Annotated in this window: 20 protein-coding genes; 8 read left to right on the top strand and 12 right to left on the bottom strand. The window is 35.0% G+C overall.

The features are described 5' to 3' along the window. Position 1: 1 nt before the first annotated feature. On the bottom strand, positions 2–1,282 hold the full coding sequence (locus GM921_RS13520; protein WP_182923166.1) for a replication-associated recombination protein A: 1,281 nt from the start codon (positions 1,280–1,282) through the stop codon (positions 2–4). Between the two features lie 129 nt (positions 1,283–1,411). Here GM921_RS13520 and GM921_RS13525 point away from each other — a divergent pair, with 129 nt between their 5' ends. Then, positions 1,412–2,242, top strand: coding sequence for a 2OG-Fe(II) oxygenase (locus GM921_RS13525; RefSeq protein ID WP_182923167.1), 831 nt, complete (start codon positions 1,412–1,414; stop codon positions 2,240–2,242). A gap of 122 nt (positions 2,243–2,364) precedes the next feature. Here the strand turns inward: GM921_RS13525 and GM921_RS13530 are convergent, their stop codons facing one another. The 3 genes from GM921_RS13530 to GM921_RS13540 form a co-directional block, all read right to left on the bottom strand. Continuing rightward, positions 2,365–3,582, bottom strand: a complete 1,218-nt coding sequence (locus GM921_RS13530) for a DEAD/DEAH box helicase (protein ID WP_182923168.1) — start codon at positions 3,580–3,582, stop codon at positions 2,365–2,367. A 581-nt stretch (positions 3,583–4,163) separates the two neighbouring features. Continuing rightward, positions 4,164–4,898, bottom strand: a complete 735-nt coding sequence (locus tag GM921_RS13535; protein ID WP_182923935.1) for a DUF4197 domain-containing protein — start codon at positions 4,896–4,898, stop codon at positions 4,164–4,166. 54 nt (positions 4,899–4,952) lie between these two features. After that, a complete protein-coding gene (locus GM921_RS13540; RefSeq protein ID WP_182923169.1) occupies positions 4,953–6,866 on the bottom strand; it encodes a vWA domain-containing protein in 1,914 nt (637 codons plus the stop codon). A 100-nt stretch (positions 6,867–6,966) separates the two neighbouring features. On the opposite strand from GM921_RS13540, the gene GM921_RS13545 reads away from it, so the two are divergent. The 3 genes from GM921_RS13545 to GM921_RS13555 are packed head-to-tail and all read left to right on the top strand — an operon-like array spanning position 6,967 to position 9,449. Further along, positions 6,967–7,545, top strand: coding sequence for an RNA polymerase sigma factor (locus GM921_RS13545; RefSeq protein WP_182923170.1), 579 nt, complete (start codon positions 6,967–6,969; stop codon positions 7,543–7,545). Further along, positions 7,535–8,806, top strand: coding sequence for a carboxypeptidase-like regulatory domain-containing protein (locus GM921_RS17575; protein WP_182923171.1), 1,272 nt, complete (start codon positions 7,535–7,537; stop codon positions 8,804–8,806). Before GM921_RS13545 ends, GM921_RS17575 begins: the two co-directional genes overlap by 11 nt. Before the next feature lie 28 nt (positions 8,807–8,834). Further along, positions 8,835–9,449 (top strand): FMN-binding negative transcriptional regulator, encoded by a 615-nt coding sequence (locus GM921_RS13555; protein WP_182923172.1) that lies wholly within the window; start codon positions 8,835–8,837, stop codon positions 9,447–9,449. Here the strand turns inward: GM921_RS13555 and GM921_RS13560 are convergent. The 6 genes from GM921_RS13560 to GM921_RS13585 form a co-directional block, all read right to left on the bottom strand. Then, complete coding sequence (locus GM921_RS13560; protein WP_182923173.1) at positions 9,446–10,747, bottom strand: inorganic phosphate transporter; 1,302 nt, start codon at positions 10,745–10,747, stop codon at positions 9,446–9,448. The two genes, GM921_RS13555 and GM921_RS13560, sit on opposite strands and share 4 nt — an antisense overlap. 5 nt (positions 10,748–10,752) lie before the next feature. Continuing rightward, on the bottom strand, positions 10,753–11,394 hold the full coding sequence (locus tag GM921_RS13565) for a DUF47 domain-containing protein (RefSeq protein WP_182923174.1): 642 nt from the start codon (positions 11,392–11,394) through the stop codon (positions 10,753–10,755). Positions 11,395–11,469: 75 nt separating this feature from the next. Further along, positions 11,470–12,495: a sensor histidine kinase gene (locus GM921_RS13570; protein ID WP_182923175.1), complete on the bottom strand. Its 1,026-nt coding sequence runs from the start codon at positions 12,493–12,495 to the stop codon at positions 11,470–11,472. A gap of 69 nt (positions 12,496–12,564) precedes the next feature. Further along, positions 12,565–13,212, bottom strand: a complete 648-nt coding sequence (locus GM921_RS13575; protein WP_182923176.1) for an HD domain-containing protein — start codon at positions 13,210–13,212, stop codon at positions 12,565–12,567. Positions 13,213–13,276: 64 nt separating this feature from the next. Further along, positions 13,277–13,534, bottom strand: coding sequence for a helix-turn-helix domain-containing protein (locus tag GM921_RS13580; RefSeq protein WP_182923177.1), 258 nt, complete (start codon positions 13,532–13,534; stop codon positions 13,277–13,279). Between the two features lie 78 nt (positions 13,535–13,612). Next, on the bottom strand, positions 13,613–14,806 hold the full coding sequence (locus GM921_RS13585; protein WP_182923936.1) for a THUMP domain-containing class I SAM-dependent RNA methyltransferase: 1,194 nt from the start codon (positions 14,804–14,806) through the stop codon (positions 13,613–13,615). Positions 14,807–15,000: 194 nt separating this feature from the next. On the opposite strand from GM921_RS13585, the gene GM921_RS13590 reads away from it, so the two are divergent. From GM921_RS13590 to GM921_RS13600, 3 genes are all read left to right on the top strand, one after another. Further along, a complete protein-coding gene (locus GM921_RS13590) occupies positions 15,001–15,369 on the top strand; it encodes a DUF3127 domain-containing protein (RefSeq protein ID WP_182923178.1) in 369 nt (122 codons plus the stop codon). A 149-nt stretch (positions 15,370–15,518) separates the two neighbouring features. Beyond that, on the top strand, positions 15,519–17,357 hold the full coding sequence (locus tag GM921_RS13595; RefSeq protein WP_182923179.1) for a sensor histidine kinase: 1,839 nt from the start codon (positions 15,519–15,521) through the stop codon (positions 17,355–17,357). Positions 17,358–17,366: 9 nt separating this feature from the next. Further along, positions 17,367–18,062, top strand: coding sequence for a response regulator transcription factor (locus GM921_RS13600; RefSeq protein ID WP_182923180.1), 696 nt, complete (start codon positions 17,367–17,369; stop codon positions 18,060–18,062). Between the two features lie 483 nt (positions 18,063–18,545). On the opposite strand, the gene GM921_RS13605 is transcribed toward GM921_RS13600, so the two are convergent. Together GM921_RS13605 and GM921_RS13610 are read right to left on the bottom strand one after the other, a co-directional pair. Continuing rightward, positions 18,546–19,319: a GLPGLI family protein gene (locus GM921_RS13605; protein WP_182923181.1), complete on the bottom strand. Its 774-nt coding sequence runs from the start codon at positions 19,317–19,319 to the stop codon at positions 18,546–18,548. Between the two features lie 4 nt (positions 19,320–19,323). Next, positions 19,324–22,116, bottom strand: a complete 2,793-nt coding sequence (locus GM921_RS13610) for an outer membrane beta-barrel protein (protein ID WP_182923182.1) — start codon at positions 22,114–22,116, stop codon at positions 19,324–19,326. A gap of 147 nt (positions 22,117–22,263) precedes the next feature. Here GM921_RS13610 and GM921_RS13615 point away from each other — a divergent pair, with 147 nt between their 5' ends. After that, positions 22,264–24,084 carry a DUF4153 domain-containing protein gene (locus tag GM921_RS13615; protein WP_182923183.1) on the top strand — a complete coding sequence of 607 codons (1,821 nt, stop codon included), beginning with the start codon at positions 22,264–22,266 and terminating at the stop codon, positions 24,082–24,084. Positions 24,085–24,089: the final 5 nt, after the last annotated feature.

Below are 24,089 nucleotides of genomic sequence, written 5' to 3' on the forward strand. Positions count from 1 at the left end.
ATTAATAGTTGTATTTGTTTTTCCAATTCTGTTTTAGTTTTTCTCTCAGTTTTTCTTCTGCCGGATTTTTACCCGGATCATATAATTTTGTGCCGCTCAATTCATCAGGCATATATTCTTGAGGAGAGAAATTTCCCTCATAACTATGCGAATATTGATAATCTTTTCCATACCCAATCTTCTTCATCAACTTTGTTGGCGCATTGCGAATATGTAATGGGACTGGCAAATTGCCCGTTTGTTTCACTAAAGCCTGTGCTTTATTTATAGCTTCATAACTAGCATTGCTTTTAACGCTTGATGCCAAGTAAGTTACGCATTGTGAAAGTATTATTCGAGCTTCGGGATAACCAATTACATTTACTGCCGTAAAACAATTATTTGCTAACAATAACGCATTTGGGTTGGCGTTGCCGATGTCTTCTGACGATAAGATTAACAACCTGCGAGCAATAAATAAAGGATCTTCGCCACCTTCAATCATTCGTGCTAACCAATATACAGCTGCATTTGGGTCGCTGCCGCGGATAGATTTAATAAACGCTGAAATAATATCGTAATGTTGCTCGCCAGCTTTGTCATACAACGCTAAATTCTGTTGCGCATGGGCGAGGACATTTTCATTAGTTAATTCAATTTTATTGCCGCCAATTCCGTTAACCGCAATTTCTAAAACGTTTAATAATTTACGAGCATCGCCACCAGATAAACGAATTAAAGCTTCATGTTCTTTTATGTTGATGTTCTTCTCTTTTAAAATCACATCTTTTTTAAGGGCAGTTTGTAGTAAACCTACTAACTCATCTTCGTTTAAAGCTTGTAAAATATAAACTTGGCATCGCGATAGCAAAGCTGATATAACTTCGAAACTTGGGTTTTCGGTAGTAGCACCAATTAATGTAACCAAACCACGTTCAACAGCACCAAGCAAACTGTCCTGTTGACTTTTACTAAACCGGTGAATCTCATCAATAAATAAAATAGGTAAACCTAAAAAACTGTCTTTTAATGCTGCGGCTTTATCAATTACATCTCTTATATCTTTAACACCCGAATTAATGGCGCTTAGGTTAAAAAATGGTCTGTCTAAACTTTGAGAAATAATGTAAGCTAAAGTAGTTTTACCAACTCCGGGAGGCCCCCAAAAAATCATAGACGGCAATTGTCCGCTTTCTATCGCCTTGCGCAAAACTGCATCTGGACCCACCAAATGCTTTTGTCCCACATATTCGTCCAAATTCTGAGGACGCATCCGTTCGGCTAATGGCGGTAGGTTTTGCATAAGTTAAAGGTAGTAATTTTATTATCTGCCTTATCAAATCTTGTTCTTAAAAAATCACTGATAAAGAAATTGACTAAAATAATTTAAAACTGACAAATAGTATTATTTTTGGTTATCAACTACTCAACTATGGTTTATCTGAATAAAAAGATTGTCGATCTACAACAGTTTGCGAAAGAAAAGCATAAAGAATACGCGAATGCAAAACCTTTTCCGAACATTGTGATAGATGATTTTTTTGAAGAAGAATTTTTGTCTAAAGTATTAAATGAATTCCCAGACCTTTCGACTAAAAGTGAGATTAATGTTTTTAATAATCTTAATGAAAAAAAATTAGGGACAAAAGGTGAAGCAGATTTCGGGGAGTATACAAAATTGATTTGCCATTACCTCAATTCTCAACCAATTCTCGAATTTTTGCAAGAACTTACAGGAATAACAGAGACTTTATTGCCGGATCCTTATTTTTATGGAGGTGGATATCATGAAATTAAGCCTGGTGGATATTTGAAAATCCATGCGGATTTTAACAAGCACAATAAAACGGGTTTAGATAGGAGAATAAATCTATTGGTTTATTTGAACAAGGATTGGGAAGAAAGCTATGGCGGTTTCTTTGAACTTTGGGATGAAAACATGGTTAGTGCGCAAAGAAAATTATTGCCAATATTTAATCGTGTTGCAATTTTTTCTACTACAGATTTCTCTTATCATGGGCATCCTGATCCACTTACCTGTCCGCCAGATCGTAGTAGGAAATCGATTGCTTTATATTATTATACCAACGGGCGCCCCGCTAGTGAATTAAATGAGGGCGAACACAGCACCTTATTTGTAAATCGAAAAGGAAAACCTAAGGACATAGCCCCTCCAAAAACATTAGTACCAAAGCTAACAAGTGCAGTTAAAAACTTTACACCGCCTATTATCTTTAATCTTCTTAAGAAAATAATCAAGTAATAATATTGAAGAATTGAACAGAAATTTGGTTTAAACAACTTCAGCCAAGCTTTATTTTACCATTAAGGAATTAAGATAAGTGAAGACTTAATAATTCTTAATTCCTTAATGTTTAGTCAAATCTAAACGCTAGGCTTCGGCTTCTTCTTAAAAAACTTCTTTTTCTTAATATAAGGCTTATCACTTGCGGTAGCAGGTTCATCTTTAGGTGCTTCACCTATAGTTGCTGGCAAAGGCATTCTATCAATTTGGCGTTCAATTAATTTCTCAATGTTAGCCAGTTTGCGTTTGTCTTTATTGTTAACTAAAGTAATTGCAGTTCCTGTGGTTTCTGCTCTAGCTGTACGTCCAATTCTATGAATATAATCTTCAGGATCTTGTGGCGCATCGTAATTAATTACCAAATCAATACCTGTAACATCAATACCACGACTTAAAACATCAGTACCAATTAAAACATCGAGTTTGCTATTTTTAAAATCTAGCATTATCGCTTCGCGTTCTTTTTGTTCTAAATCACTATGGAAAGCAGCAGCTTTTAACCCTATTCTTTTAAAAAGCTTGCCCAGTTCTTTTACTTTCTCTTTTCGCCCTGCAAAAACAATAATGCGTTTATACGTAGCCGATTTAAGCATTTCTGTTAGCAAAGGAACTTTTTGATCATCGTGTATTAAATAAACCTGTTGGTTAATACCTTCGGCAGGTTTAGAGATGGCTAAACTTATTTGCTCAGGATCTTTTAATAACGTCGCTGCCAGCTTTCTAATTTTTGGTGGCATGGTAGCCGAAAACATTACTGTTTGACGTTCTTGTGGTAAGTATCCAACAATTTTCATAATGTCCTCGTAAAAACCCATGTCTAGCATTCTATCGGCTTCATCTAACACTAAATATTCTAATTTATCCATCTTTAATAAACCAGATGATAGATGAGAAATTAACCTTCCTGGTGTAGCAATAATAATATCAACACCTTCACGCATAGATCGTTTTTGCTGTTCGTAAGCAATGCCATCGCCGCCACCATATACTGTTAATGAACTGATATTGGTAAAATACGAAAGCGCTTCCACCTGCAAATCTATCTGCTGTGCTAATTCTCTAGTGGGTGTTAAAATGAGTACTTCGTTATGACGTTCGTGTTTTTGAGTAAGCAAATTCATTATCGGCAACAAAAAAGCACCCGTTTTTCCGGTACCCGTTTGTGCACATGCAATTAAATCTTTTTTAGCTAAAATAAGCGGAATGGCTTGTTGTTGTATAGGCGTTGCGTTTTTAAAACCCATTGCCAGTAAACCCTCTAAAAGATCGGGGTTGAAATTAAAATCTTTGAAATCCAATGTTTTGTGTTGTAAATATTGCGTGTAAATTACCTTAAATTAAAGCGAAAAGCAAATATGGGGTTTTTCTTACGATCGCGTCTTTGCGAGGCACGAAGTGGTTTTATAACTTATTAGGAAGGAGATTGCCACAGTCGGTGAAGAACCTCCTTCGCAAAGACGAGTGTGTTAGTGATGTTTATGTGAACATAAAGTTTAGGTCATATTAATAGTAAGTCCGTAGTGAGTCCGCATCAAGTCCGCATTTTTATGTAATAATGCGGACTCACTACGGACTTATAGTGGTATTAATATTACTTTAACATGAAGCAAACCTTGGGGCAAAAACTTGTACCCTGTTTGTTTACTACTCTAAGTTGTTGTTTATAAAGATTGGGCATAAAAAAGGCTTTTCGATTAACTCGAAAAGCCTTTCATAAAACATGTTAAACTTGTTTATTTATGGTGTGCCTGCCCTTCACGGATTACCCGTTCACAGGACTTTTTTATCGTTAATTAATCCTCTTTTTTGATAGAACAAGCTAGCAACTATTTGGTTTTAATCCGATAGAAATTTATCCACAAATTAACAATGGTGTTAGTTATTTCTTTGTATCGGCATAGCCAAATACTTTTTGCAATAAACCAGTGCTACGGGCGCCAATGTTATCTCTAATTTTTAATTCTTCTTGTGCAACTTGTATAAACATGCCATCAATTGCTTTTTGCGCAACATAGGCAGATAAATCTGTGTTAACAGGTTTTACCAATGGTAATTTATTATAGGCTAATGCTGCATCGCCCCAATATTTGGTGGCGCCAACTTTACTTAAACTTGTAGTAATTACTGGTCTAAATTTTTCCATCAGCTGTGCTGTAGTTACACGTTTAAAATATTCTGTAGCAGAATTTTTATTGCCTAATAAAATATTGGTTGCATCGGCAATAGTCATTTGTTTAATGGCTGATAGGAAAATCGGTTTTGCTTCTTTAGCAGCATCTTCGGCAGCACGGTTAATACTTAAAATTACATTATCTGCTAGCGAATTTAAACCCACACTACGTAGCGTTTTTTCTACTTTTTGCGCTTCTGGCGGAAACAAAATTTTAACCGCCAAATTACCTAAGAAACCATCCTTAGCAGAAAGTCGATCTGCACCTTGCGATGTTCCAATCTCTAAAGCTTGCTTAATGCCTTGTCCAATTTCTAGCGTTGTTGGCGTACCACCCGTAGGTATTTGCTTTAAAATGTTGCCAATTTTATTCTGACTTTGCACATCACAACTGCTTAAACAAATTACCACTAATGCAGTAAAGTATAGGCTGATTTTTTTCATCTTTTCCATAAGTTAATGTCTAATTGAAACGGAATAGATTACCTAAATCAGCGTTTATTTGATGATTTGTTCGCTACCGTTTTCTACTTCGACAATACTAAGCAAATCTTTTGCCATTAATTGAGCAGATTTTGCTAATCGTAAAAACTCTGAACGATACCCTTCTTTATCTTTGCCCATAGCACCCTCTGCTAACGCGATTACCTGTGTAAAACTGCTATTTTGTTTGTACTCAGATTGACGAAGGAGCATACCAAACTCGGCGATAGCGGCGGCAAATCTAAAGTTTACACTTGTACTCGCACTCTGATTATCGTTGATAGATTTTTGTATGCTTTTACTAGTGTTTTGATCTGGTAATTTGTAGCGCAATTTAATGGTTAGCATTTCATCACCTGTGTAAGTGTTGGCAGCTTTTGTAGTTTTTTGATACTTCAAATCATCAACTTTGTTTGCAAAAGAACTTTTTACACCAACGGGGATAATTTCATACAAAGCGGTTACAGTATGTCCAGAACCCATTTCGCCAGCATCTTTCTTATCATCATTAAAGTCTTCATCCTTTAACATTCTGTTTTCGTAACCAATTAATCGGTAGGCTTGTACTTTTGCAGGATTAAATTCTATCTGCAATTTCACATCTTTGGCAACAGTAAATAAGGTTCCGCCAAATTCGTTTACCAATACTTTTCTGGCTTCGTTAATATTATCGATGTAAGCATAGTTTCCGTTTCCTTTGTTGGCTAGAATTTCCATTTTGCTGTCTTTATAATTACCCATTCCGTAACCTAATACGGTTAAAAATATCCCGCTTTTGCGTTTATCTTCAATTAAGCGTTCCATTTCATTATCACTACTTACGCCTACATTAAAATCGCCATCGGTAGCTAAAATTATTCGGTTGTTACCGCCTTTTATAAAGTTTTCGCCCGCAACTTTGTATGCCAATTGCAAACCAGCGCCACCAGCAGTAGAACCGCCAGCACTTAATTTATTTAAGGCATCTTTTATACTTGCTTTTGCATCGCCACTGGTAGAAGGCAACACCAAACCAGATTGACCAGCGTACACTACAATTGCAACTTTATCTTTATCTCGCAGTTGGTCTGTTAATAATTTTAAGGATGAAACTAATAAGGGAAGTTTGTTGGCGCTATTCATTGAGCCAGAAACATCTATTAAAAACACAAGGTTAGATGCTGGAAGATTTTCCGTTGAAATAGTTTTTGCTTTTAGCCCGATTTGTACTAATCTGTGTTGAGGGTTCCAAGGTGCTGGAGCTAATTCTGTTTGAATATTTACAGGATCATTGCCAGTTGGTTGTGTGTAGTTGTAATCGAAATAATTAATCATTTCTTCTATACGAACTGCATCTTTTGGAGGCAAGCTTCCGTTATTAATAAACCTGCGGATGTTGCTATAAGAGGCTGCATCTACATCAATAGAAAAGGTAGAAAGCGCATCTTTTAGTGGGTTTTTAAAACCGTTTTCGTTTACTCCAGCATAGCTTTCGGTTTCGTAATTAGGTGCGCTCATTATTTGCATTCCTGCAACTCGTCCTTGTAAACCGTACACTTGTTGCTTAGATTTTGTTACGGCATTGTAAGCTAATTCTTCTTTTCGTTGAGCTTGCGCTGCTGCTCCAACTATAACAACTTCACTTAGTGCTTTTGCATCGGCTTTAAGTTTAATGGTTAAGTTATCGGCTTTGCCCAATTTTATGGTTTGCGTTTCATAACCTATGAATGAGACCACTAGTTTGGTATCAGTTTCTGGTATGCTGATAGAAAATTTACCAGTTTTATTTGTGCTTGCTGTTTTATTGCTGGGCAAACTTTTTATACTTACACCTGGTATGGCAAGATTATCAGTATTGTCAACTACTACGCCTGTAATAGTTCTGATGGTAGCGGCTTTAAATCCGACTAGGATAAGGAGAGCCAAAATGGGTATCAATAATTTTTTCATGAGTTTTGGTTTTAATAGGAGATGTAAGGTTTATCAGATTTCCATATCCTTATCGGAAAATATTTTTTATACTTGAACAACATTTAGCCGAATACCCAATTTGAAGTTTATAAAAAACACCGCTAAGATTAATGAACAGGATGATTCTGCGCTCCTAATCGCTTATAAAAAAAGTGGTGATTTAGAGGTATTGGGTACGCTCTACAATAAATACATGCATTTGGTTTTTGGGGTTTGCTTTAATTATTTTAAGGATGAAGAGCAAAGCAAGGATGCGGTGATGCAAATTTTTGAGGAGTTGGTAACGAAGTTGAAAATGCATGAGGTGCAAAACTTTAAGAGCTGGTTGCATGTATTGGCTCGTAATCATTGTTTGATGGCATTGCGTAAATCTGCAAAGAATCCGACTGTTGCTATGGAAGATAATTTTGTGGAAAATGGTGATTTTGTGCATCTGGATATAGACGACGCAAAAGAAACGCAGTTAACTGTGATGGAAAAGTGCATGGAAACCTTACCTGAAGAGCAACGTAAAAGTGTAGATTTGTTTTATTTGCAAGAGAAATGTTATAAGGAAGTTGCAGAAATGACAGGTTACGATATGCTTAAGGTGAAGAGTTATATCCAAAATGGGAAGAGGAATTTGAAAATTTGTATAGAGAAAAACAGTGAGCTATAACGAGTGGTTAGATATTGATGTGTTGGAAGATTACCTTGATGGTAAGCTTGATGCCAAAACTATGTATAAGGTAGAGCGACTTTCGCTCGAAGATCCTTTTGTGGCTGAAGCATTGGCGGGCTTAAGTCAATCGCCGAGACGAAGTCAATCTTTATCGCTGTTGCAAAAACAATTACAAGAGCGTGTTGCGCAAAAACCTATAGAGAAAAAACGTTGGACAATTACTTCGCAACGTTTAAGTATAGCCGCTGCGGCTGCGGTATTATTTGTTACAGCAAGTGTTTTATTTTGGATGAAGGAAGATTTTCGTCAGAAAATAAATAATAACGCACCAAAAAATGTACAGGTAAAAGTTGCGCCAGAAGTAAAGCCAAATGCAGAGCTTAAGCCAGTACCACCATTAAATTTGGATGTTGATAAGGCTGTTGCTGTTGCAAAGGTAAATCGTAAAGCGAAAAATAATATTCCAGCAGTTGCTGAAAAACCAACAATTGCTACCGCTGCCCCAGTAGCGGAAGAACCTGTTTTAGCACAAGTAGTTATTCAAGCTGATGCTAAACAAGAAAGCGTTGCTAAAGCACTGCAGGCAGAAAAAAAAGAACAAGAAAGTAAAGCAGTTGTAGTTTCGGCTTTGCAAGGTAGGGTTGCTGGTATGCAAGTTAGTTCTGCTAACGCTAAATCAATTAATGGTAAAGTAGTTTCACAAAGTGATGGATTGCCTATCCCTGGAGCTGCTGTTAGATTAGCAAATGGAAAAGCGAGTACAACTACTAATGGTAAAGGAGAATTTACGCTTCCAATAGATGGTGTTAGTAAGAATAATCAGGTTTCGGTTGCTTATTTAGGTTTTGTGACTAAAAATATAACGGTTGATGCAAATCAAGATGTTAATGTAGAATTACAGCAAGATGATAAGGCCTTAAGTGAAGTTATAGTTACAGGTTATGGTGCTAGACAAGCAAAAAAACAGGCGTTGGGTGCATCGGTTACTACGATAAAATCTACACCATTACCAGAAGGCGGATGGGAAAGTTTTGAGCAGTATCTTAAAAACAATAACCGATTATTTAAAGAAGGAGTGTCGGATAAATCGGTAACGCTTAGTTTTGATGTGTTAAATGGGCGGCCTAGCGGGATTAAAATAGTTCGAGGTTTAACTTCCGCAGAAAACGAAGAAGCTATTCGTTTAGTTAATGCCGGACCGAATTGGATAGTGCCTGCAAATGCACCTACTGCCATGCAGGTAGTTATTAAGTTTTAAATACTCCTATTTATTTCAAATTTATAATATGTACAAAGCCCCTTATTTTGAAGAAAAGGATGCTGCTAAAGTATTGGCATTTATGCAAGCGCATTCTTTTATTACATTAATTGGTTACGATGGTGTTTATCCAGTTGCGACACAAATTCCTGTTCATGTGTATCAAGATGAAAAAGGTACTCGTCTGGTTGGTCATATCATGAAAAAGACGGATCACTATCAGGCGTATGCCAAAAATGATAATGTTTTAGCGCTTTTTGCTGGAGCACATGTGTATGTGAGTGCTTCGGTTTATGAAAATCCGGCAGTTGCCTCTACTTGGAATTACAGTTCGGTACAGGCCAAAGGGAAAATCCGATTAATGAATAATGATGAAACTAGGGAAGTGATTAAACACTTAACAAATAGTTATGAGGATCCAGCAAAAAGTCCAGCTGCTTTTCATAAAATGGATGATGCCTACATTGAGAAAAACCTAAAAGCAATTAGCGGTTTTGAAATACAAGTGGAGGAAATTAATAGCGTGTTTAAATTAAGCCAAAATCATTCAGCAGTAAATCAGGCACAGATTATTGAGCATTTAATAGAAAGCAACGATCAAAATGCGATTGTAGTTGCGCAACAAATGAAAGCGAATTGCTAGTGTATAAAAGCGCTTAACAAATAATAAATTAACGCTGCTAAAACTGCAGATACTGGGATAGTTAATACCCAAGCCCAAATCAGTTTTACAGTTACTCCCCATTTTACAGCAGAAACACCTTTTGTTAAGCCAGAACCAATAATAGAACCCGTAATGGTGTGTGTTGTGCTTACTGGGATTTTTAAATGTTCTGTAAAATATAACGTTAATGCACCAGCAGTTTCTGCCGTTACGCCTTCAAAAGCAGTTACTTTAGTTATTTTAGAGCCCATTGTTTTTACAATTTTCCAACCACCACTTAATGTTCCTGCAGCAATTGCACTGTAACAGGCTAAAGGAATCCAACTTGGCATGTGCCCAGCTATTTCTTCTCCGTTTGCTCCTTTTGATGGAAGTGCTACATGTAACCATGATGGTAATGCAGACATATCTACTCCGCTAGTATGAATATAAACAACAACTGCCGCCGCGATAATACCCATTACCTTTTGCGAGTCGTTACCACCATGACCTAAACTAAAAGATGCAGATGATAATAATTGCATTTTTCTTAACCAAGCAGTAGATTGTGATTGATTAAGGCTGCTAAATATTAAACAAAAGAAACTAACCGATAAAACGATAAAGGCAACCAATAACCATTTAATGTTATGAGATTCTAACATCACACTTAAAAAATGAGATTCGAATCTTGGATGTTTAATCTCACTATAAAACAGCATTTGGTTATAAATAAATACAACCGTAACTATAATTAAAGAAAGTGTAAATATTTTTGGCCAGATGCTCTTTTTAGATGAATGTAAAAGCCAAATGGAAATGGAATAAGAAATAATAGCTCCAATTACGGGTGCTAAAACAATAAAACCAATAATTACCAAAACACCTGTTGGCATTTCTCCTGCTTTACCTTCTTTATACCAGTTTACTACGTTAAAACCAGCATGTGCAATTGCAGCACCAGCAAAACCACCAATTAAAGTATGTGATGAACTTGAAGGAATACCAAACCACCACGTTAATAAATTCCAGATAATGGCGGCAATAACCCCAGACAAAATAACCACCAAGTTAATTTCCATGGTGTTCGCTGTTTTTGCAACAGTGTCTGCCACACCAAAACCAAAAACCCAATAGGCTAAAAAGTTAAAAAATGCTGCCCAAAGTACAGCTTGAAAAGGTGTTAATACCTTTGTCGCTACAATAGTCGCAATTGCATTTGCAGCATCATGAAAACCATTAATATAGTCGAAAATTAAGGCTAATACGATGATAACAAAAAGTAGGGTTAAAGTCATGTTTTTTAAGCGTTTTTAACCAAAATAGATTCCAATACATTCGCTGCGTCTTCACATTTATCGGTAGCGATTTCTAATGTTTGTAAAATCTCTTTTTGTTTAATCAATTCTATTGCGTTAGTTTCAAATTCGAATAAGCGGGCAATCGCTAAATTACAAACGTAATCTGCCTGATTTTCGGCACTGTTAATTCTAACACAAGCATCTGCAATAACGCGGATATTTTTAAAGCTTCTTAATTCTTTGATTGCTTTTTCAAGGTCACCACACATTTCTACTAAAAGCTCTGCTAGTTTTACCATTGCATCACCAATGTTGGTTACATTATAAAGCTCAATATTTCCTGCAGATGCGTGGATATAATCTGCAACATCATCAATAGCACTTGCTAAAGAGTGAATATCTTCTCTATCAAAAGGAGTGATAAAGTTTTTACTTAACTCGATAAAAATGGTGTGTGTAATGTCGTCGCCAACATGTTCAAGTCGTTCAACTTCCTTAATGGCTTCCTTTCTTCTTTCTAAATCATTCGTAGTAACAACAATTAAAAGCGCTTCAGCAATTTTTAAAACATTTGCTCCAGCTTGCTCAAAAAGAGGTTGAAATTTTTTGTCTTTAGGTGTAAAGAAGGTAAAAATACTATTCATATTAAATTAAATATGGTGCAAAGCTAAAGTTACAATGTTAAGTTAATGTTAAGTAGTTGAACTATTTTAATAAAATTAATTGCTTTTTTGCAGAGTAAAGGCAAAGGTTGTGCCTATGTATGGTGTGCTACGAACTGAAATAGTTTGTTGATGCGCTTCTAAAATATGCTTTACAATGGCTAGGCCTAATCCTGTGCCACCTTCTTGACGAGATCTGTGTGAATCAATTCTATAAAAACGTTCAAATAAACGAGTTAAATGTTTTTCTTCAATACCAATACCATCATCAGTTACTTCAATTAAAAATTGATCATGCAATTCGAAAATTTTAATATCCGTAGCGCCGTTTTCATTGCCATATTTAATAGAGTTCTGAATTAGATTAATCATCACTTGCCTTATTTTTTCTTTGTCGGCATAAACAAAGGTTGGTGCAGTATATTTATCTTTAAACGATAGTTTAATTTTATGTGTTAATGCTCGATCTTCTAAACTGTCCATTACTTCCTTAGCTAAAACTACGAAATCAAATTTCTCGAAATTGATAGGGATTTCTCCAGTTTCTAGTTTAGAAATAGAATCTAAATCATTAATTAGATAACTTAGTCGTTCTACATTCTTTTCTGCTTTTTTAAGAAATTTAACTGCCATTTCTGGATCATCAACTAAACAATCTTGTAAAGTTTCTATATATCCTTGAATAGCAAAAAGTGGAGTTTTAAACTCGTGAGATACATTTGATAAAAATTCTCGTCTAAATTGTTCTTGTTTTTTTAGTAGATCAATCTCACGTTTTTTAGCGCCAGCCCATTCTTTCACCTCTTGCTCAACATCACCAATTGGATCAGAACTTTTATACTCACCTATGGCTTCTTTTAAATCTTTGCCAAGTTTTAAATTGTGAATAAGTTTGTAAATAAGCTTAATTTTAGTGTAAATATATTTCTCCATCAGATAATAGAACACTAAAAAACTGGTAACGAAGGAAATTCCAAAGGAGATTAATAGATAATACCAACTGCCCTGAAAGTGGTAATTAACCAAGCCGATAGAAAGCCCAACGGCAAGAGCAGTAATTAAAACAAGTACGCTTAACTTCATAAGGCTAATTTACAAGGAATAAATTAAGTTGAAGAGAGTTGTAATGTTAAATTTTCGCTCATCTGTTTTTTATAATTTGCCTTCCCATTCGGCGTAAAATTGCTCTAAATAGGTAAGCATAAACTGATGACGTTGTTCTGCCATAGCTTTTCCTGCACTGGTCTTCATCAAATCTTTTAGTAAAAGTAACTTCTCGTAAAAGTGATTTAATGTTGGCGCAGTAGTATTTTTATATTCTTCCTTACTCATATTAAGGTTCGGTTTAACTTCAGGATCGTACAAAACCCTGTTTTTATAACCGCCGTAGGTAAAAGCTCTGGCAATGCCGATGGCGCCAATCGCATCTAATCGGTCTGCATCTTGCACAATATCTAATTCTTTAGATTTAAAAGAGATTTCTCCTAAACTTGCTTTATAAGATAGATTTCTAATAATTTCTTGCACATGGTGGATGATTTCATTTTCTAAACCAATACTTTTTAAGAATTCACCAGCTTTTTGTGGGCCAATTTCTTCATCACCATTGTTAAATTTGCTATCGGCAATATCATGTAATAAAGCTGCTAAAGCAACAATCAATTCATCGCCTTTTTCGGTAGCATTAATAGTTTGTGCAGTTTTATAAACGCGTTCAATGTGAAACCAATCGTGTCCAGTTTCTGCATTAACCAAAGTAATTTTAACAAAGTTGATGGTTTGATCGATGATATGCTGCATAAAGAAAAATTATACCGCAAGTTATTCTGAATTTAATTGAAAACCACTTAATGTTGAAAAATTGCTATGCAAATGGACCTAATCTTTCAAATTTATCTTGATTAAAATACAAGAGCTGAGTTACTTCCACCTCTAAAATTAAGGCGATATGAAAAAGCCGATCTAAAGTGATTTTAGTATAACCCAATTCAATTTTGCTATACGCATTTTGCGATATTTCTAACTTTGCCGCTAAATAATCTTGCGTGTAATTTCGAAATTCCCTTACTTTTCTAATGTTACCCGCCACAACTTGCATTTCTGCTTTTACCTTGTCTTTCATCGAATTTTTATAGGTTGATTACCTACATAAACGAAAAAGTGGTAGTAAGAGTTTTAATAAAATTTACGGGCGCTAAATCTAATCTAATTTTGCTTTTGGTCTTTCGTCTTCTGGTCGTCTAGTTCCATCGTATAATTCGTATTCGAGCATACGACAATCTAGTTTTCCGTTATAAAACTCTATTTTTTTATCAGCTTTTAAGCCAATTTTCTTCGCCAAATCTGGATTTCCTGTAAAGATATAACCAAAATATCCTTTGCAATTCTTCTTCATGAAATCGCCAATGCGTTTGTAGGTCAATTCCAATTTGCTATGCACACCCAAACGTTCGCCATATTCTGGATTAAAAACCACTACACCTTTTCCGCCTTCTGGAACTGGAGTTTCTTCAAAATCACAAACTTCGAAAGTAATTAACGTATCTACACCAGCAGTTTTTGCATTTCTTCTGGTTACATCAACTGCATCTTCAGAAATATCAGTCGCGATAATTTGTAAATCCACATTTTTAATTACTTGATCTTTTAAAATTCTTCGCTCTGCAAAAAATACTTCTTCATCATAACCTAAAATATGCATAAAACCATAATTCATTCTATATAAACCTGGTCGGCGATTGGTAGCTATTAAAGCAGCTTCAATGGCTAAAGTTCCCGAACCACACATCGGATTTACAAAAGGAGATTTCTGATCCCATTGGGTTGCCATAATTGTGCTAGCCGCTAAAGCTTCTAACATTGGGGCTTTTCCAGGGATTTTACGATAGCCATGTTTCGCTAAGGTTTCACCGCTGGTATCTATAAAAATGTCAGCTTCGTCATCTTTCCAGTACAAATGAACAACTGTTTTGTTAGCATCAGAACCAGAGTTTGGACGGATATTTTTCTTTTCTCTAAAGCGATCTACAATTGCATCCTTAACTTTTAAATTAGCAAAAAGAGGAGTGGTAATCGTTGGGTTATCTACGTTAGATGTTACCGAGAAATAACCAGCAAAGTCAATTAATTCTTCCCATTCCATCGCAACCAAAGCGGTGTACAATTCGTCTGGAGTGTTCGCTTTAAAGCTGTTTATGCAATATAAAATCTGACTTGCACATCTTAAGTTCAAGTTCAGTTTTATGCATTCTGTTAACGTAATATTTAACTCAACACCTGTTGGAAAAGCCCTTACAATTTCATAACCTAAAGCGGTAACTTCATCTTGTAAATAAGGCGAAAGCCTTTTGTTGCAGGTAATAATTACCTTGCTTTTGGTTTGGAAAACTTGCATCATATTAACCGCAAAGTTACCAATAAAAATAGAGAATTAATTTTTGGACTTGATTTGTATATTATCGACCCTAAATTATCGTTATTCTATAATTAGTTAACTCAAAGTTGTGTGGAAAACTTGATGCTTTTCGATGCAGATTTATCAATAAAATTTTAGAGATTTGGTTTGATAGTATAATTATAAGTTTTGATATGGAAATTAAAGGCAAGGTACACGAAATAGGTGCATTACAACAGGTAAGTGAAACGTTTAAAAAACGTGATTTAATTATAGAATACGCAGAAAACCCAACATATCCTGAATATATTAGGTTTGAGGCTTTACAAGATAAAACAGCTTTATTCGATACATTAAAAGCTGGTGATGAAGTAGAAGTTTCTTTCAATTTACGCGGTCGCCCGTGGACAAACAAAGAAGGTGTAACTTCATATTTTAATAGTTTAGTGGTTTGGCGTTTAACGGCTTTAACCAATACAGCGGGTGCTGCTGCGGCTCCACAATACGCTGCTCCGGTAGATGTTAATACTCCAGCAGGAGAAGAAGACGATCTTCCGTTCTAAAAATCTTTTTTAAGAAAACAAGTTTGTTAATTAAACCGTCCCTCAACAAAGGACGGTTTTTTTGCGTTTAAGCCGTTGGTTGTTACTGTGTTAAAAAGTGTTAAAACACGGTTTTTTGGGTATTAATCATTTATTTTTGAATAGTTTAAATGAAAAAGAGAAGTCTTTGGTTGATAACCGCCTTAATGACCTTAGCATTGCTGGGTGTTTTTGTAATGCAATTGTATTACATCAAGGAATCGTATACACTAAAATCTCAATTGTTTGAACAAGATGTAAACCAGGCGTTAAATGCAGTAGTTAATAAGGTTCAAAAGCAAAATGCTGTTACTCACATCACTAAAAAAGATCTTGATTTTAAAATACAAGGTGAACAAAACGATTTAAACAGGGCTCAAAAATATGTTGATTTAAAAGAGAAATTTAATCTACAGGAAGAAAAAAGAAAGCAAGATAAATATCGACAAATTCTAGCAGCTCTAAATTATCAAGATACATTAATTAGAATGAACTTTGGAGATGCAGTTGTCATTTCTGAAGAAGAATATGCTAATTTGCCAGATTTAGTGCACTCGGGCGTATTAATGGTTACTAAAGATTTGATGGATGCGAATGGCAATGTTCTTCGTCGAGTGGCCGCTTTAAGATATGACCCTAATAGAGCTAGGACCTTTAATTTGACACCAAATACTATGCCCGATACTATTAGGTATTTGGTACAAGACCCTCGAGATTTAAAACCTTTGGGTGTTTCCGTTGCCACTGTTGATGATGCGATGGCAAAGAAGTTTAAAATTGAGGACGCTATCGCACAAAGAAGGTATCAACAGGCGTTACAACAGTTAAATGCCGATACGGTTAATTTGTTAGATGATGGTAGCGTAAATGTGTACCAAGAAGCTGCTAAAGAAATGGCAGATAAAGACGTCCCTTTGATTAAAAGAATACCTAAAAGGGATAATTTGGATACCTTAATTAAAAAGGAACTGCTGATTAGGAACATCAATATCGATTATGATTTTTGGGTAAAATTGGCCACAAAGGATTCGGTGATTTATCAAAATGCGGCTCATACTAGTGGAGAGGTTACGCCATCGGGTCTATACAAATTGCCTTTGTTTAGTAAAGATATTATTAGAGATCCGGGGATGTTGTATGTGTATTTCCCTAAGAAAAACTCGTTGATATTTAGTAATCTATTTGCAACCATGGCATCATCTGCTGGATTGCTTTTGGTGCTCATCTTTATCTTTACGTATACGATTTATGCCATCATCAGACAGAAAAAACTGTCGGAAATGAAAACGGATTTCATTAACAATATGACTCACGAATTTAAAACTCCTGTTGCTACCATTATGATAGCAAGTGAGGCTTTAAAAGATCCAGAGGTTGTAGAAGATAAGAGTAGAATCAGCCGGTTGGCTAACATTATTTATGATGAAAATGTACGTTTGGGAAATCATATTGAACGTGTATTAAGTGTTGCGAGGTTAGAGAAAAAGGAAATAAAACTAGAATTTAATCCTGTTAAGGTAAATGATTTAATTACTGCGGTGGTTGATAGTATGGGCTTACAATTGCACAAAAGAAATGCAACGATAACGCTTAATTTAAACGCAACGGAAGATGTAATTATGGGTGATGAATTGCATTTATCTAACGTGATTTATAATTTGATAGATAACGCAAATAAGTATAGTGTAAATGAGCCTCAGATTATAATAACTACCCAAAGCGACGCTAAAAACTTGTATATTGAGGTATGCGATGAAGGAATTGGAATGACGAAAGACCACACCAAACGCATTTTTGATCAGTTTTATAGAGTGCCAACTGGCAATTTACATGATGTGAAAGGGTTTGGATTGGGCTTAAATTATGTGCAGGATATTGTAAACGAAATGAACGGAACAATAAAAGTACATAGTGAAAAAGATAAAGGAACTACGTTTGAAGTGTGCTTGCCATTTAAACAAAGCAATTAAAATAGAAATATGAAGAAGATCTTATTGGTAGAGGATGATCCTAATTTGGGCATGTTATTACAAGATTACCTACAGTTGAAGGGTAAGTTTGAGGTGGTTTTGTGTACTGATGGCGAGGAGGGAATAAAGGCTTTTACTAAGCAAAACTTTGATCTATGCATTTTAGATGTAATGATGCCTAAAAAGGATGGATTTACATTGGGCAAGGAGATTAGAAAGTCGAATCAGCAGGTGCCTATTATTTTTGCAACTGCTAAAGCCATGATGGAAGATAAAGCTTCTGCTTATGATTTAGGTGGCGATGATTATATTACTAAACCTTTCCGTATTGAAGAATTGTTGTTACGTATTAATGCATTGTTAAAAAGGGCATCGGCGAAGGAGAATACGGCTAATGAACCTGTACAAACTCATTTTGAAATTGGTCAATATACGTTTGATTATACAACGCAGTTGATCCATTTTAATGGTGTGCAGCAGAAGCTATCTACTAAGGAAGCGGAGCTTTTACAATTGCTTTGTTTAAAGAAAAACACGGTTTTAACTAGGGAAGAGGCTTTGTTAAGTATTTGGCATGATGACAATTACTTTAATGGTAGGAGTATGGATGTCTTTTTAAGTAAGCTTCGTAAGTATTTGAAGGAAGATCCGAAGGTGGAGATTTTAAATGTGCATGGTAAGGGGTATAAGTTGTTGGTGAATTAGGTTTCTTTTCTCTTGTCATTCAGAGCGCAGAGAAGAATCTCACATTTTGTCATCCTGGCTTGTGCCGATTTTACATCGGTAGTTTGTCGAAGGTTATTTTTTTTAGCTCGCTGCCGCTATGGCTCTTTCTTTTCTCTTGATAGAAAAGAAACAAAAGATCAAGGCTTAGTATCATCTCTCGGATTAAGCTATCAAAACTTTTAGGGCAACAGAATAAGGTCCCGATGAAGGATCGGAACTGCATTCTGTTTTGGGTTGTGGTTTTTGAACGTGTTTGCAAAAGTTTTAATGCTTTCTCCTTCGGGATGCTACAAGGCCAGTCCTCGCCCTTGGGAATGGTTTGTGGTTTTGGTGAGGTTGCAATGATGAGGGTGTTTAGCAGGTTGCGTTACAAAACCTGCAGCTCTAATAAAAAGAATGGCAGGTGATATCACAAAGATTGTACCTGCCATTTTATTTTTTTGGCTTGTTTCTTTTATCCTACTAAAGCAGAAAAGCTTTAAAGGCATCTTTTGCGTAATCTCCCCAGTCTTTTAAGGCAGATTTTAGTGTAGCGATTAAGCCAGCATTAGTTGTTGCTTTTCCTTTAACGGGCGCTTTTAATTTGTCTTCTGCTACAGGTTGATCGGTTACGCTGGTTGCAAACCATGTGGTGTGTTCGTAGGGTAGGGCAACTCCTAAAATCATCCCAGGTAAACCGGAAAATGATTCGGGACCGCCTGAAATGGGTATTTCATCTGTATAAAAAGCAACTACATAAATGGAATCCATAATTAAGGCATTTGCCCTTCGACAATCATAACCAGCAATGTTTTTAATTTCGTTGGTAATTTTCCAATTAATTTTTCTAGTACTATCTTTTACTAAATAGGTTTCTTCGTACACTTTTTTCTGACTGGTACTTGTACCCGTCACTGTATTGGTAAAAATGATGTTGTTTTGTTGTGCGGCAAAATCTCCCCACATATTGTTAACGGGTACAGTTTCTTCTATAGGCTTAAACAAAGTTTGATCTTTTGAAAACGTTAGTGTGCTTTTTAAGACCCTAAACTGAGGCTGCGTTTTCTGATAGTTTTCGAACATCGGTTTCATGTAACTTTCGTTACGGGCAGTAATTTGTTTCTTAAGGAGAGCAAACATATTTACCCTTTTTTCGAACTCTATAGTGCCTTGTTGTGCGAAACGAGCATTTTGAGCGAACGCTGTTTGCATAGCAATTACTAACAAACAGGTGATTGTAATTTGATTAATTTTCATCTTATTATTTTTTAACTACCCCCATTTTGCTGAAATCCCAACTTACCGAATACATAAAATAACGTTTTATAGTGGTGTAACTTCTTTGGGTTATCAAGTTCCCACTTACGCGTCTGCTAAAGCCTAAATTTTGATTTAGTAAATCATTTCCAGAAAGAGTCATCTTTAAATTATCTCCTTTAAAAAAGGTTTTACTGATTGAAGCATTCCATATTACACGAGAAAAATCTTCATCAAATGATTGTGTTTTGGCAGTATATTCATAATTGGCATCAGATCTTAACTGTACTTTCCCCGGCAGGTAAAAACTAAATTGTCCACTGGCGTCAGCTCCCCATCCATTGTTATTTACATTTTTTTGTAGGGAAGTTTGTTGTGTGTTGTAATTTGGTCCAGCATAAAAATAGAAGTCATATTTTTTCTCTTTGTATTTACTTAAAGAGATGCTAGCAGAATAATTATTTGAAGTTGATTTATTGAGTGCGTGGTTTACATAATTATACGATGTGCTACCTGAGGTATTTAAACTAATACCACCGTTAATTCCTAAGAATTTAATTTTTCTATTAAAATCAAGGTACACACTATAATTAAAAGGTGTTTTACTGTTGAAATTAATCGATTGGTATTCGGTTTTTCCTGTTGATTGATCGAAATTTGTATTGTTTACAATTTGATTTGAAACAAAGTTATATCTACCGCTTAAGTAAATAGATTGGCTGCTTAATACTTTGTAGGAGTTGTAGCTTACATTGAAACTATTATTGTAAGACGGTTTTAAATCAGGGTTACCCAATGGGATATTTAATGGATCTGTATTCACTTTTACGGGTTGTAATTGCTCTACCGTTGGTTGATTTGTATAGCCACTATAGCCAAATCTGAATGAACTTTGTTGTGAGAATTTGTATTGATAACTTGCTTGAGGCATCCAATTAGTAAAGCTTCTTTTGTAGCTTGTACCTGAATAGGCTTCGAATTGATCAAAGTTAACTGCACTTATTTTAGTACCCCAACTTACTACGGTTTTCAGTTTTTTATAATTGAATATTGCACCCGCTTGATTAATTAACTGATCTGCTTTAAAATCATTACTATAATCGGCATCTAAAACATCGTAATTGCCAGGTGTGGATGCGTTAAAAGATTTTCGATCGGATCTGCTATTGTTAATGCTTAACCCATAATTTAAAACTAATGCTAGGGTTTTACTAAGGGGCTCGTTATAGGTAAGGTTTGAACTGAAGACAGTACTTTTAGTATTTACTGTTTTAAATTGGTCTGTAATTTCCGTTTTATAATTTATACCTTCAGGATTAAAGAATTCGTTTTTGGCGTTTAAAAACCCTTCACTATCTTTTTGAGTAATTGCTTGACTTAGTCTAAGAGAATAATTTCTCCCTACTTTTTTTAGTTTTTTGGTATAAAATGCTGAGATATTAAATGCCTTATCGTTTCCATTATTATCTACGCTTCGTTTAGATTTATTTATTAAGCTATTATCACCTCTGGTGCTTGATGAGATAAAATCATTTGTGGTTTCGTTATTTTTCAAACTTCCATCTGCACTTATTTTTAAGTTAGAAGTGGTATCTAATTTAATTTGATAGGTCGCATCTAACTTTTGTCTAAACATGTAATTATCGGTAACCTTATTAGAATTACTATTTGTAATGCTATCTGGCAAATTATTTTGAGTAATGCTATTGTCTGAACCTGTAACACGTAAAGAACCAATTTTATAGTTGGTGTTTAAGGACTGTTTGTCTGAATTCCATTTGGTGTCGTAATGTGCACCACCATTGTGTGCAACAGGAATTCCTTCGCCATAGTATCTCCCACCCCACGAATCTAAATCGTCTCCACCACCACCGCTAATCATCATTCCGCCATCTATAAATTCAACGTTATCGCTTCCACCGCCAAATTTGCCATTGTCTTCCCAACCCAACCCAGTTTTACCAGTATTACTAGATGTACCATAGAGTGAAAACTTTTGCTTGGCTTTAAATTTATTGAACATGGCTTGGCCTTGGTATAAATCGTTGGTCGCTATTCCGGCATCTACTTTTCCAAAGTATCCACTCTTCTTATCTTCTTTCAGTTTAATGTTTAGGGTTGTGGTTTTTTGTCCATCATCTACGCCAGTAAAAGCCGCTTGATCACTAGATTTTTCAAAAAGCTGAACTTTATCTACCATATCAGCCCGTAAGTTTTTAGTCACTAAGGTTGGGTCATCACCAAAGAATTCCTCACCATCTACCAAAACTTTTGAAACAGTTTTACCTTGGGCAGTGATTTTTCCATCCTTATCAACTTGCATCCCAGGAAATTTCTTTAACAAATCTTCTACCTTATCGTTAGGTTGTATAGTATAGCTACCTGCATTAAATTCGGTGGTATCACCTTTAATTTTAATGGCTGCGACTTGCCCTTTAATAATTACCTCATTAAGTAATGTAGCCTTCGTTTTCATGTTAATTTGCTTAAAATCTAGTGTGGTTTTAGCAGAATCTAAGGTGAAAGAAGAAACAAAATCGGCATAGGCTGGATACGTGAGTAAAAGGATGAAATTTCCTTTTTTCATAGCATTAATTGCAAATGAACCATTTGCCGAAGCACGAGTATATTTAAATAATGTTGAATCTTTAGCATTTAAAATACTAATTGTTGCGTTGTGAAGTTTGCTATTATTAGCAGTATCGGCAACAATTCCTTTAATTGAATATGGATTTTGTGCAAAAATTGCCGTACAAAAGCACAAGGAAAGCAAGAGGGCTAGGCTTATAGATCTCATCTGATAGGTTAGTTTGGTTGCCACAAGATATAACTAAATCTTTAATACTAAAAATTTAGTTGAAAGAATTTAACAATAAATAACACTATTTAACATTTATCAAATGCTTATACATTCATCGTTATATTTAAACCACAAATTAGGATTATGAAATTACCATCTTTACAAACGCTCTGGCAAGGAACTAACCGAGTTTCTAAACGATTTCCATTTCAGTTTTTAATAGCAATTATCTCTATTGGAATCTGGTGGCGCTTAATTGATATAAGCTACAACGACCAGGTTTATACACATAACTTAATTACAGGCTTAGCAGTTTGTAATATAGCTTTAACACTTTTACTGGCCACAGATTTATTTTGTGAAAGTCATCATTATTCAAATCTCAAAAAGTGGATATTAAGAATTATTGTGCTTGCAATTTCGACAGGTTTGTATCTCTTGCTTAATCCTTGGGCATATTTGGTAGATGTTTATAGGATATTTCTCTTAGCTTTTGCCTTTCATTTGTTAGTTGCCTTTGCACCTTTTATTGGCAAATCAAATCTTAATGGTTTTTGGCAGTATAATAAAACACTTTTCCTTCGATTTCTAACATCTGCATTTTATGCTGCTGTTTTATATGCAGGTTTGTCTGTCGCTCTGTTAGCAATTGATGGATTGTTTGATGTAAATATTACATATAGAATTTATATGAAACTCCTGGCCTTGGTAAGTGCAGGAGTTACTACCATTTTCTTTTTGGCAGGAGTGCCTGATAATTTCGAAGCACTAAATGAAGAACAATCTTATCCAAAGGGATTAAAGATTTTTACTCAATATGTGCTTATTCCTTTAATGACGATCTATTTAGGCATCCTTTTAGTTTATGAGGTAAAGATTATTTTTCAGTGGACTTTACCCAAAGGTCTAGTTTCTACTTTAATTTTGGGTTATGCAGTATTCGGAATTTTATCGTTGCTTTTAATTTACCCAATAAAAGATAAAGAAGGTAACGGTTGGATGCGACTTTTCTCTAGGTTCTTTTACCTAATGATGATCCCACTAATTGTTCTTCTATTGCTTGCAATTGGTAAAAGAGTTTTTAGCTATGGCGTAACGGAATCCAGATATATTTTAATTGTTTTAGGAGTATGGCTCACAGCAATTACCATTTATTTTTTAATCAGTAAAAAACAGAATATCAAAATTATTCCCATTAGCCTTTGTGTTTTGGCATTATTGGCAACGTATGGACCACAAAGTGCGTTTTCAGTTTCAAGATATTCTCAAGTTTCGAGGTTAAAAATGCTAATAGCAAGCAAAAATAAACAGGAAATCATAGAACGATCTGAAGTAGTAGAATATTTAGTAGATAGACATGGATTAACTTCATTACAAAGTTTTACAAATGCAGATTTAGAAACTATAGAAGCGAAAATTAATGCTAACGCAAAATCAAAAAAATCTTATGATTATGAAATAAAAAGCCAAAAAGTTGATACTGCTTTTAGTATATTAAAAATTAAAGATTCAAGGCATGAAGACTATAATGAACAAGTAAACTTTATTAATAAAGATAAAGGTGTTATCTCAGTAACAGGTTATGATGCAGTTTTTTCGTTTAATGAGTATTCAGGTTCTGCAAGAATGTTTGATGGAACTACCTTTAAATTAGATCAAAATTCAGAAAAGGAAGGGAGTAAAAACAAGTTTAGATTAACGGTAAGTATTGGTAATGAAAATTCATTCGATTTTAATTTAAAAAGCTTGGCAAAAGAGGCTTACAATGAATACAAAACACATAAACTTATAAAAGAGAATTATCGTAGTTATGAATATCCTTCAGAAAAAATGCAATTCATTCATCAAACACAACGATATACCATAAAACTAGTAGTTACTACTATGAATGGCAACTATGATAGCGATAAGAAGGATTTTGACTGGTTTGATTTTCAGGGGTTTATCCTGGTAAAAAAGAATTAGAAAAA

This window comes from Pedobacter planticolens, from assembly GCF_014172375.1.
Classification (GTDB): domain Bacteria; phylum Bacteroidota; class Bacteroidia; order Sphingobacteriales; family Sphingobacteriaceae; genus Pedobacter; species Pedobacter planticolens.